This window comes from Tardiphaga robiniae (assembly GCF_013359755.1).
Lineage (GTDB): Bacteria > Pseudomonadota > Alphaproteobacteria > Rhizobiales > Xanthobacteraceae > Tardiphaga > Tardiphaga robiniae.
Genome location: NZ_JABMCJ010000083.1, coordinates 223,100 through 235,042 on the forward strand (window position 1 = coordinate 223,100; position 11,943 = coordinate 235,042).

General features: G+C 64.2%; 10 protein-coding genes. 3 read left to right on the forward strand and 7 right to left on the reverse strand.

Features of this window, described 5'->3' with window-relative positions:
• Positions 1-206: 206 nt before the first annotated feature.
• The 7 genes from HP556_RS14175 to HP556_RS14205 form a co-directional block, all read right to left on the reverse strand.
• A complete protein-coding gene (locus HP556_RS14175) occupies positions 207-1,583 on the reverse strand; it encodes a sensor histidine kinase (RefSeq protein WP_175367435.1) in 1,377 nt (458 codons plus the stop codon).
• Between the two features lie 22 nt (positions 1,584-1,605).
• Positions 1,606-2,271 carry a response regulator transcription factor gene (locus HP556_RS14180; RefSeq protein WP_089267078.1) on the reverse strand — a complete coding sequence of 222 codons (666 nt, stop codon included), beginning with the start codon at positions 2,269-2,271 and terminating at the stop codon, positions 1,606-1,608.
• Positions 2,272-2,347: 76 nt separating this feature from the next.
• Positions 2,348-2,935, reverse strand: coding sequence for a 3TM-type holin (locus HP556_RS14185; RefSeq protein ID WP_175367436.1), 588 nt, complete (start codon positions 2,933-2,935; stop codon positions 2,348-2,350).
• Positions 2,936-2,937: 2 nt separating this feature from the next.
• The gene (locus tag HP556_RS14190) at positions 2,938-3,714 is read right to left on the reverse strand and encodes a glycoside hydrolase family 19 protein (protein ID WP_175367437.1); all 777 of its coding nucleotides are present in this window, start codon (positions 3,712-3,714) and stop codon (positions 2,938-2,940) included.
• A gap of 43 nt (positions 3,715-3,757) precedes the next feature.
• The gene (locus HP556_RS14195) at positions 3,758-4,828 is read right to left on the reverse strand and encodes a DUF2793 domain-containing protein (protein ID WP_175367438.1); all 1,071 of its coding nucleotides are present in this window, start codon (positions 4,826-4,828) and stop codon (positions 3,758-3,760) included.
• Positions 4,829-4,929: 101 nt separating this feature from the next.
• Positions 4,930-8,784 carry a baseplate multidomain protein megatron gene (locus HP556_RS14200; protein ID WP_175367439.1) on the reverse strand — a complete coding sequence of 1,285 codons (3,855 nt, stop codon included), beginning with the start codon at positions 8,782-8,784 and terminating at the stop codon, positions 4,930-4,932.
• Positions 8,784-9,224 (reverse strand): NlpC/P60 family protein, encoded by a 441-nt coding sequence (locus HP556_RS14205; RefSeq protein ID WP_175367440.1) that lies wholly within the window; start codon positions 9,222-9,224, stop codon positions 8,784-8,786. Before HP556_RS14205 ends, HP556_RS14200 begins: the two co-directional genes overlap by 1 nt.
• A 194-nt stretch (positions 9,225-9,418) precedes the next feature.
• Between HP556_RS14205 and HP556_RS14210 the strand changes: the two genes are divergently transcribed.
• From HP556_RS14210 to HP556_RS14220, 3 genes are all read left to right on the forward strand, one after another.
• Positions 9,419-9,841 carry a GFA family protein gene (locus HP556_RS14210; RefSeq protein WP_175367441.1) on the forward strand — a complete coding sequence of 141 codons (423 nt, stop codon included), beginning with the start codon at positions 9,419-9,421 and terminating at the stop codon, positions 9,839-9,841.
• A 31-nt stretch (positions 9,842-9,872) separates the two neighbouring features.
• Positions 9,873-10,385: a DUF3455 domain-containing protein gene (locus HP556_RS14215; RefSeq protein WP_175367442.1), complete on the forward strand. Its 513-nt coding sequence runs from the start codon at positions 9,873-9,875 to the stop codon at positions 10,383-10,385.
• Positions 10,386-10,653: 268 nt separating this feature from the next.
• On the forward strand, positions 10,654-11,844 hold the full coding sequence (locus HP556_RS14220; RefSeq protein WP_246297691.1) for a helix-turn-helix transcriptional regulator: 1,191 nt from the start codon (positions 10,654-10,656) through the stop codon (positions 11,842-11,844).
• Positions 11,845-11,943: the final 99 nt, after the last annotated feature.

Genomic DNA, 11,943 nt, shown 5'->3' on the forward strand with positions numbered 1-11,943 from the left:
CAGCTTCGATCTCTTTGTTCGGATGCAAAGGCCGCCTAGCCATCCTCACAGCCAATACCTATTCTACTGTTAACAAATGTCAACACCCTTTGGTTTCTCCCTAAACCCAAGCGGCCTGAGACCGCACCTACCGACAGTAACAGCACAACATTAAACTACAGGTTGCATATGGGGATACGCATTTCCAGACGCCGACGGGCAAGCCCTCACACACCCGGCAACACCAGCTCCGCCCGCAGCCCGCCGATCGGCGCCTTGCCGAGCGTCAGGCTACCGCCATAGAGCGCGGCCAGATCGACCACGATGGACAGACCCAGACCTGACCCCGGCTTGGTCTCGTCGAGCCGCTGGCCGCGGCGCGCGACCTGGGCGCGTTCGGTGTCCGACAGCCCGCGTCCGTCGTCATCGACGATGATCCGCAGCTTCGACGCCGGATCGGCACCGCCGGTGCGCTCGACCTGCACGCCGATGGTGACATGGGAGTCCGCCCATTTGCAGGCGTTGTCGACGAGGTTACCGACCATCTCCTCGATGTCCTGTTTTTCGCCACGGAATTTCGCCGCGGCATCGGCCTCAAGGTCGATGGTGATGCCGCGGTCCCGGTGAATCTTCTGCATCGTCCGGCACAGCGCCTCCAGCGCCGGCGCGACATCGGTGACGGTGCCGACGATGGTGACACGCGCTGCGATCCGCGCACGCTCGAGATGATGCGTCACCTGATCGCGCATCACATCGGCCTGCTCCAGCACCTTGCTCGCAAAGGGATCGACACCACGGCTGTTCGCCTCGTTGACGATCACCGACAGCGGCGTCTTGATCGCGTGGGCGAGATTGCCGACATGGGTGCGCGCGCGCTCGACGATGGCGCGGTTGGCATCGAGCAGCGCGTTCATCTCGCCCGCCAGAGGCGAGATCTCGACAGGGAATGTGCCCTCCAGCCGCTCGGCACGGCCGGACCGGATATCGGCAATGGCATCCGACATGCGCTTCAGCGGCGCGAGGCCGAAGCGGACCTGGAAGATCGTGGTGAGCACGAGCACGATCGAGAGGGCAGCGAATGTGCCGCCAAGATAATAGTCGAAGGTGCGGGTTTCCTCGAAAATCTCGGTGGCGTCACCGGCAACGCTGATGCGGAATTTGCCGTCGGCGCCGAGATCGACAGGACGTTCCACCATGCGCAGGCGCTGGTCTTCCGGCCCGTCCACATAGCCCTGGCGGATGCCCGACGCCGTCAGCTCGACGCCCTGGTCTTCGAGCTTGGGCAGCTTCTTGTCCCACAGCGAGCGCGAGGCCCGCATCTCGGTCTTCGCGCCTTCGGTGGGTGCGATTTCCCAGTACCAGCCCGACAGCGGCAGTTCGAACAACGGCTCGCCAAGCGATGGCGTATCGTGATCGGGCGCGTCCGGCGGATTGGCGACTTCGGCCACCAGGGTGCGGAGATAGAGATTGAGGCGGCGATCGAAGGCGCGCTCGGTCGCGCTGCGATAGACCGAAGACAGGACGATGCCGGTGATCAGGAGGATGACCACCACCCAGGCCGTCGCCGACAGGAACAGCCGCGTTGCGAGCGAGCTGTTGCGCATCAGCGCATGATCCCGGGGACGATCACGGCTGCGGCGGCGTGAGCAGATAACCGAGGCCGCGCACGGTCTGGATGATATCGACGTCGAGCTTCTTGCGGATACGGCCGACGAACACCTCGATGGTGTTGCTGTCGCGATCGAAATCCTGATCGTAGAGATGCTCGACCAGTTCGGTGCGCGAGATCACGCGGCCGGTATGGTGCATCAGATAGGACAGCAGCCGGTATTCGTGTGATGTCATCTTGATCGGATTGCCGGAAACGCTGACGCGGCCGGTGCGGGTATCCAGCGACACAGGTCCGCAAGTGAGTTCGGACTGGGCGTGGCCGGTGGAGCGGCGCAATAGCGCGCGGATGCGGGCCAGCACCTCTTCGAGGTGGAACGGTTTGGCGACGTAATCGTCGGCGCCGGCATCGAAGCCCTGGACCTTATCGCTCCAGCGATCGCGCGCCGTCAGGATCAGTACCGGCATGATGCGGTTGTTGCGGCGCCAGGCTTCCAGCACCGAAATGCCGTCCATCTTCGGCAGGCCGATATCGAGCACCACGGCATCATAGGGCTCGCTGTCGCCGAGAAAGTGCCCCTCCTCGCCATCGAAGGCGCGATCGACGACATAGCCGGCATCGGTCAGCGCCGTGGTGAGCTGACGGTTGAGATCGGGATCATCTTCGACAACGAGCAGGCGCAAGTGACTTCTCCGCGTTCACAATCCGAATTGATGCCCGGACGCGTGAACACTCCATGAATGGCGACGGCCGCCAACCTTACTTTTTCTTCACACCGTCTTTGACCAGAACCGCCTTGACCAGCTTCTCGACCATGCCGGGCGAATCCTGCCCGGTGAGCGCGCTGACCTTTTCGCGGGTGCGGCCGCTGATATAGACGCCTAGCACGCCGAAACGGAACCCCCAATAGGTCACCAGCAGCGCCGTGGCATTGACCAGCGCATTGATGGTCTGGATGTCCCCGGTCCAGAATTCGTGCATCAGCACACACCACAGCGCGGCGCATTCTACCGTCAATTCCAGCGCATAGGCCGGCCGCCACCAGCGCTGCAGCGGATCGTCGCTGACGATCTCGGCCCGGATCGTCGCCTGGGTCTCTGATATCGCCGCGCGCTGGGTCTCCGCCTCGGCGCGGATCATGTCAGCCCAATGCGCCTCGGCCTCGGCCAGCCTGGTCGGATCGGCCGCGGGGAGCGCCGCTTGCACCGCCGCCGGCGTCAGCGTCACCGAGCCCACCGCCTTGGCGAGGATTTCGCCGGCCACACCGCCGAGCGGACCGCCCAATGCCGTCCCCAGCATCGGCGCCCCCAGCGCAATCACCTGTTTGGCAAGGTCACCCCAGTCCATGGTCATGTCCTCCGGAAAGCCGCAACAAGCGCGGCGATGAATGTGGAAAGATTGGTGGGCTTAGTGGTGGGTTTGGCTGCCGGCAGTTCGGGCACCAGCGGCGGCGATGCGATCACGGGCGGTAGCCCCACGGACGGCGCGGTCGCCAGCGACACATCGCGCAGCGCAGTCTTCCATTTCGCCAGCCACGCCTTCCGCTCGGCGAGACCCACGATGCCGCCATTGAGCCGCCGGGTGACGCCGACGATGTCATCCGCTCTCGCAAATGGCAGGCAGCCGCAATTGATGAAATCCGACACAGCGCAAATGAGGAAGTAACGCGGATCGATCAGGTAGTCGGGATGCTTGATCACATCGATCCCCGTGGCCTTCCTGACCCGCTCATAGCCTTCGCGGCCCGTGGTCTGCGATCCGCCGCGGCCACGGAAATTCCAGCCGTCATCGGAACCGACGGCATTGCCCATGCGGCCGTTATAGACCTTGTTGGCGAGCGCCCGCGGATTGCCGGCATAAGGTGCGGCACTCGCCATGGTCGGAAAGCGCGACGGCCAGACCTGCATCATCCGCCCGGCGCTGTAGTTCAGATTTTCGACGACGTCGCGCCCTGCTCCGCATTCGTGCGAGATCTGCGCCATCACATGCGCGGCGAGCAACGGCGTGGTGATGCCGTAGCGCGCAAACACGGCCTCGGACGATTGCACCATACCCGACAGCAATCCGGGCACGCGGCTGTCGCCCTGCGGCCAGAGACGCCGCAAGGTTGTTTCATCGAGCTTCATGATGATGATCCTGTGGGGGAGAGAGATCGTCGCCGTCGCGCAACTAGGCGATGCGGTGGCCGTAGAAGCCGTTCTGCGCGGCGGCGATATAACCGTCATTGGTCTCCATCGCCGCCCAGACCGAAATGGCATCGCCGGCGGCGAGCTTGAGAAGCGCATGGCCGCTCAACATCGTCCTGTTGCTGACGAGCGCCGACGATGTCTGCACGCGGGTATCGTCGAGCAGCTCGACGCCGTTCTTGTACATGGCCGCCGTCAGCATGGTCGGCACCGCCGCATTGGCCTTGAACATCACGCGGAATCCGAGCGCATAGACGCCGGCGACCGGCGCGACAAACTGGTTGGTCGCGGGATCGAAAACGCTCTGGTCGTTATGCCGGCTATTGTTGAATTGCACCTTGGTGAAGGTGTTCGCCGCGCAATATTTATCGAAGTTCAGATAGGCGAGAAATTTCGGGGACTGCTCGAAACTGACCTGCCCGCTCGTCTTGTCGACTGCCAGCGCGGTCCGATAGGTCACGCCATCGGCGGAGACCTCGATCGAGAGATCGTCGCTGCCGAGCAAGCCGATCAACGCGCGCGGCGAATAATTCGACTGCAATGTGAAGCCGACATCCTTCGTTGCGTTCAGCTTGTTGAACGTCACCCGCAGGTCGCCGCTGCCGGGTGTTACGTCGTCATGCGACAGCAGCACGGCATCGGACTTGACGCTGAAGCGGTTGCTGCTGTCGGCAGCTGTGTTGATGCCGAGATGGTCGATACTGTCGAGCGCAAGATTGCGCAGGTCGCGCCACAGCGCACCATCGAACACCATCATCACGTCATCGGCCACCGACCAGACGCACCAGCCGGCTTTCGGCACGAGGAAAGCCCAGGTACCGTCCTGCCATGTGGCGATGGCCAGCGCATGGCCGCTCCAGGCCCCTGACGCCCCGGCCGCCACGATATGCCGTGCGCCCTCGGCCGGCGATGCCGGCGGAACGGTCCGCGTCACATCGAGTGCCGAGATCTGGATCGCCGCATCGAGAATGCGCAGCGCCTCATTATGGGTGACGTGCTTCTGCGCCTGCCCGCCATCGATGAAGGGCAGCTTGAGATTCGGCGTGTCGGTCATGTCTACGGTCTCGCGCTCTCAGCCGTCATTGCGAGCGCAGCGAAGCAATCCAGAAAACCAAGAGCTGGATTGTTTCGTCGCTATGCTCCTCGCAATGACGATCACAATGAAATTATACCCTCGGTCGCATGCCCGGCGCCGACGGTGCCGGAGAGCTGTGCGACGCGCAGATGCAGGCTCGGCTGCGGCGCGCCGAAATCGGCGACCTCGTCGGCCACCGCATAGAGCGCCTGCGACGTGTTGCAGGCGATACTGCGGACGACAGTGCTACCTGAGAGAATCTCGAGCCGGTACGCCTCGCCGTCTTCGCCAAGGGGCACTTCGGCATTCCAGCCATCGCCATCGAGACGCGTGCGCCTGATCCATGAGATCTGGATGCCATCGGGCTTGCGCACGGCTTTTACATGCACGGGCGCGAGCGGCAGCAGCGCGCTGCGATCGGGCGTCAGCGTCAGCGCGACGGCCGAGGCATCGTCATGGCTGCGACCATTGCCGACGACGCGCAGCGACAATGGTCGTTCGAGTGCGTCGAGTCCCCGTGCGATCGGTACCAGGCTTCTGTCGAGCACCACGAACGGCGCACCAACCGGCAATAGCGCTGCCATCGTGGATTCCGACCCCGCCTGCCCGCGCAGCAGCCGCGACAGCTTGTAGGTGTTGGCCTCGACCAGTTCGGCATTGGCGAACTGGATGATCTCCCAATCGCCATCCGCATTCCGCAGTGCTGCGGAATTGCTGCCGCCGAGCACCCGCGCGTCCGACAGCGACGCCAGCGCACCGCCATGAAGCCGCACGCGGCATGTACTGGCATTGTCCCATCGTGCGGTCGGCCCGGCCGGCAGCGCATCCAACGTCTCACCGATGACAGCAGGCGTTGCCGCCACGGCGGCCACCTGGAAACTCGCGCCGTCCTTCGATTGCCAGATCACCACCGAGCCCGGCCACGGATTGGCGAAGACAGCGAGCCGCGTCAGCACGCCGGGGTTGGCGCTGTCGATGACCGGCAGGTTCAGCGCGAGCACCTGCACCGGCCCGAGCGCGGGCGGCACTGGCGGCAGCTTGATCTCAGGCGCCAGCAGCGGCACGGCAAACACGTCGGGATCGATACTGCGCGCCGTCACCTGCCGCGCCTGCGTATCGACGAGCCCGCTGATCTCGAACAGCCGTCGCCGTTCGTTGAGCGTCAGCGCGATCACGTCGCCCGGCGCCAGTGCGAGCGCAGTCATGCCGACGGCGAACTCCGCGCGCTCGCGCCCCGCCCAGAGATCCTGCAACCAGACCTCGGCGCGCTGCGTCGCTGCCGTATCGCTGGTGATGACGGCAAGATCGGCATGCAGCATCCGGCTGGCGCCGCCGGTGAGTTTGCGCGATGTGACTGCCGAGCGCCGATAATCCGTCAGCGCATCGCTGAAGCCGATGCTGACCTGACGGGGCAATTCGGTCTCCTGCGCCCGCACCAGCCGCGCCAGCGCGCCGTCATCCGGCGCCACCAGATCGTCTTCTGACAATTCCGCCACCGGCAGCCCGCCGCGCGGGATGAAGCGCAACGTGCCATCCCCCGCCGTCGCGTCGAAGGCATAGGCCACCGACAGCGGCTCGATCATCGCCCGCGGCGCCATCGGCCGGTCCACGACATAGCCGTCGCAGCCGCCGGCCAGCGCCGAAGCATCGATCCCCGTCACACCGGCATCCGTTGCCAGCCTGTCGACCAGCGCATCCAGCGGCGCGCCGCCGAGCCGGCCGTTCAGCCAGTGGCCGGTATGCCAGTTGGTACCATCGCCCCAGATGTCATCGGCAGCCGGAAAGATCGGATAAGGCCGCGAATCCCAGGTCCAGACATGAATGGCCGATACATCGATCATCCGCCCGCCATAGACAGGCGACACCGGATTCTCCGCATCGCTGGCGCCGAAGACCGGATCGAAGGCGGAGATCAATGCTTCCAGATGGCGCCGCTGCATCAGGTCGTCGCGCGCGCCGCTGGAGAAATACGGCGCAAAGTTCTCCGACGATTTTGGATCGGGAAACACGCTCGGCTGGTTGGCGCCCTTGTCCACGGCGGGACAGCCGATTTCCGTCAGCCAGATCGGCTTGCTGCGCGGAACCCATGCCGTCGAACTACCGAGCTCCGCATAACCGACGCGCTCGTGATGCGCATTGCCCCACCAGTTCCAGAGATCCTTGACGCGATGGATCCACGGCTTGCCGATGCCATCGGTGATCGCGACGCGCGCCTGCGCATCGCGCGCGTTATCATCCGGATAGTACCAGTCATAGGCTTCGCCGCCCGCCACATTGCTGCGCAGATAGGCGCGGTCATAGATCGTGTCGGAGAGATCACGATCGAGATGATCGGCTTCATCGCGCCAGTCGGATAGTGGCGCATAGTAATCGATCCCGACTGCGTCGATCGCAGCCGAGGCCCAGAGCGGATCGAGCGGAAACCTGATCTCCGATGCATCCGCGCCAACAACATGCGCGCCATATTCGGTCCAGTCCGCGCCATAGGTCACCACCGTACCGCCCCCGACGATCGTCTTCACGTCGGTTGCGAGCGCAATCAGTTGAGCGACAGCGGGATAGACGCCGAGTGCCGAACGCACGCGCGTCAGGCCCGGCAGTTCCGAGCCGATCAGGAAGCCATCGACGCCGCCGGCAAGCGATACGAGCTGCGCATAATGCAGCACCATCCGGCGATAGTTCCAGACACCTCCGGCGAAGAAGTTGTCGACCTGCGCGCCGGCCGTTGCGGTGCCATCAGGCGAGCCCGGTCGTCCCGGCGCGGGATCGCAGGTGATGCGGCCGCGCCAGGGATAGGCCGGTTGCGAGCCCGCCCCGCTCCACGGATCTGGCAGGCCCTTGCCATCAGGCACATCCATCATCACGAACGGATAGAACGTGATCTTCAGCCCGCGCGCTCTCAGCTCGCCGATCAGATGCACGACGCTGTCATCCGACGGCGTACCGCCGAACGCCGCGCGTCCATCGATTTGCGACACCACATAGGCGGAGGGTCGTGTGACGCCAGCCACTGACCACGACAGCGGGCTGGTTTCCTTGGCGGGATTGTCGATGCCCGGCCGCACCACGCAGTAGTCGGCGCGCAGATCCGAACCGAACCACGCCACGACAATGGCGACACGTTGCAGGTTCGGGCACAGGCCCTGCAGATCGTCCAGCGCCGCCACCACATCGGACCGCGCCGAACCGTGATGGCGGTTCTCCGGTGCGGATTGTCCGGGACCGAGCAGTTGCACCACCGTGGACGGTTCATAGCCGAATTCGGTGGTGCCGGGGATCAGCGTCACCGCGCGTACCATCGCTTCGAGCAGACCGATCGGCCGGATGATCTCGAAAGACAGTTGCGGAATCCGGTTGCCGAAATTCGCCAGCGGCAGGTGCTCGAACACGACATAAGCCAGCCCGCGATAGGCCGGCGCGTTGCCCGCGCCCTCTTTGGCAACGATCAGCCCGTCCGGCATCTGGTCTTCGGTGCCGCGATAGACGCGAAAATTGATACCGTCGAGATCGAGCGGCTTGCCATCGGCCCAGATCCGCCCGACGCGGCCGATCACGCCGTCGCAAAGACCCACCGCAAAATTTGCGAAGTAACTATAGGTCGTCGTCGTTGTCGTCGGGCCGCCGCCCAGACCCTTGCCGCCGTCGGTCGGCACCGTCTCCGACGTCCCGACTTCCTCCAGTGGTGTTGCCCAGATCACCTGCCCGCTCAGCCGCGCACGGCCATAGACGCGCGGGACTGGCGCCCCTTCGGTCGACGCCATCACATCGAGATCGGCCAGTTGCGGACCGCTTGTGGTCTGATCGCCGGAACCGAATAGCGCGCTATCGATCGCACCGCCGAGCGCCGCGCCGGCGAGCTGGCCCGCGATCGCGCCGATCGGCCCGAACATCCCGCCGATGGCGCCGCCGGCCGTGGAGAGAACCAGTTGCGACATCAGCTCACTCCGGGAAAGCGAAACGCATAGGCCAGACGACGACGCCACCACGGTGTCAGCGCGACCTCGCACACGGCGGCGCCGTCATGGGCGTGAATCATCGTGCCCTCGCCGCTCGCAATCGCCGCATGTTTGGCAACGAAGCCGTCGCGCCAGCGAAACAGCAGGACATCGCCACATCCGAACCCATCGATTCCGATGGGCACGAGATGACGCAACGCCGCCTGTGCCAGTGCCTCCTCGCCCCGCGCCTCGGCCCAGTCCGGTGCATAAGGGGGCGGTGCTTCCGGCTCGCTGCCGATGCAATTGCGCCAGACGCCGCGCACGAGGCCGAGACAATCGCATCCGACGCCCTTGAGCGACGCCTGATGCTGATAGCGCGTGCCGATCCAGCTCCGCGACTCGGCAACAATGACAGAGGGCTTGAGCGTTGCGACCATGAGGTGAACTCCATGACGTCAGCGACTGCGCGACCGGCCACATTGCGGTCTGGTACGCGTGTTGCATCGACACATCTTGTGATGCTGCCTCATCCGATCGCATGACGCTCCGGCTTGCGCGTCCCTGCTAGCAGGACGCGCGATGCCCCGCTTCGCGGCGAGGCGCGATGCACGAGCAAGAGGAAACGAGATCGATGACACATGTTGGGAAGTGCTTCTGCGGCGCAGTCGAACTGGAAGCGGATGGTGCCCCGGAAGCGATGGGATATTGCCACTGCAGTTCATGCCGTTCGTGGTCCGGCGGGCCGGTCAATGCCTTCAGCCTGTGGAAGCCGAACGCCGTGCGGATCACCGCGGGCGCCAAGCATGTTGCAAGCTTCCAGAAGACACCGCTCAGCCAGCGCCAGTATTGTAGCAAATGCGGCGGACACCTGCTGACCAATCATCCGACGTTCGGTCTGGTCGATGTCTTTGCGGCGACCATCCCGACACTTCGTTTCGAACCCGGTGTCCACGTCAATTATGCCGAGACCGTACTGCCGATGAAGGACGGCCTGCCGAAGTTGAAGGACTTTCCGGCGGAGCTCGGCGGCTCCGGCGAAGCCGTCGCTGAATAGACATCACGCGCGAGGTCCCATGAACGATCACATGACTTGCAAAGTGAAGTGCAGACTGTTCGGGGCGGCGCTCATCGCCGCCCTCGCCGCGCTGACGCATGCGGCCGCGGCTCAGGTGCCGTCCGAGATTGCCGAGCCGGATGCCACCATCGTCGCGATCTATCACGCGGAGGGCGCGCAGGTGTATGAGTGCATGGCCGCCTCCGACGGCAAGCTCTCCTGGAATTTCCGCGAGCCGATCGGCACACTGCTGTCCAATGGACTGACCGTCGGCCGCCACTATGCGGGCCCGCATTGGCAACTCACCGATGGCAGCACGCTGGGCGGCAAAGCGGTTGGTCGCGCACCAGGTAAAACCGCGAGCGATATCCCGTGGCTCAAATTGACGGTGACTGACCGGCATGGCGACGGCAAGCTCGCAATGGTCGACGTGATCCAGCGCATCAACACCAAAGGCGGCGTTGCCGCCGGCCCCTGCGATGATGCCGGCCAGTTTCTCAGCGTGCCCTATTCGGCAGACTACGCGTTCCTGCACAAGGATTGAGTGTTCCGCATCGGTTGAATTTGGTTCAAGTGACGGCGCCGCAAGCGCCGTCATTTTGCTATCAAAGACCGATCGGTGCACGTCCGCGATTTTCGATTTATTCCGCGCATCATCCGGAAAATATTTCGCATGCAGAAACACAGCTTCTGCGCGTTCGGCAACGACATCGCCGCCGGAACCACATAGCTTTCCAATCACGCATCGTCGGCGTGCCGGCATAGGCACGCATGCAAAGGTGCATGCTCACCTTCCCGAGAGATAGTTGCAAATGACGTCAGTGACTCCGCTCTGGCCGATGGCCGCCCGGCTCGCATCGCCTGATCTCGCAGAAGGCGCAGAACAGCTCAGCGTCCTGATCGGCTGCATCTACGACACCGTCCTCGACTCGTCGTCCTGGACGAATGCGATCGAGCGCGCGATGCAATTCGTCGGCGGCGTCGGCGCCAGCCTCTATACCAAGAATGCAGCCATGCCGTCGGGGCATATTCTCCACGTGGTCGGCATTTCCGCGGACTATCAAAACTCCTATTTCGACAAATATGTTGCGCTCGATCCCACCACGACCGTGCAGTTCTTCGCAGAGCTCGATGAACCGATTGGGATCGAGGACATCCTGCCTTACGCGGAGTTCAGGGAAACCCGCTTCTACAAGGAATGGGTGCAGCCGCAGGGACTGGCGGATTGCATCAATTCGGTGCTCGACAAGTCCATCACCAATGTCGCCATGTTCGGCGTGTTCCGGCATGAGCGTGACGGCGTGGCCGATGAGCGCGCACGTCACCGGATGCGACTGATCGCGCCGCATATCCGCCGCGCCGTGATGATCGGACGCATGTTCGATCTGAAAGCCGCCGAGGCCGCGACGCTGGCGGATACGCTGGACGGGCTGAGCGTCGGCCTGTTCCTCGTCGATTCGGCTGCGCGCATCGTTCATGCCAACTTTGCCGGCCATGCCATGCTCGATACAGCGGACGTCCTGCGCGCCTCCTCCGGCCGCCTCAGTGCTCGCGACAGCCAGGCCGATCGCGCCTTGCGGGAGGCCCTCGCCGTCGCCGGTGAAGGCGACAGCGCGCTCGGCACGCGCGGAATCGCCATGCCGCTCGTCGGCAGCACTGGCGAACGATACGTCGCACATCTCCTGCCGCTGACATCGGGAGCACGGCGACAGGCCGGACTGGTCTATTCGGCCACGGCGGCTTTGTTCGTGCGCAAGGCGGATATCGACGCCACCTCGCCGCCCGAACTCATCGGCAAGACTTTCCAGCTCACACCGTCAGAGCTTCGCGTGCTGCTGGCGATCGTCCAGGTCGGCGGCGTGCCGGAGGTCGCTGCAGCGCTCGGCGTCGCCGAAACGACGATCAAGACGCATCTCAGCCGTCTGTTCTACAAAACCGGCACCCGGCGGCAGGCGGATCTGGTCAAGCTGTTCGCCGGCTATGCGACGCGCATGATCGGATGAGCGCCAGATAGTTTGCCGCGAGTATGTCGTATCGGGTCGCGAGACGCCGATAGCGCAAAACGGCGTGAGGCCTTGCTCGAAGGGCTGGCGACGCCGCGG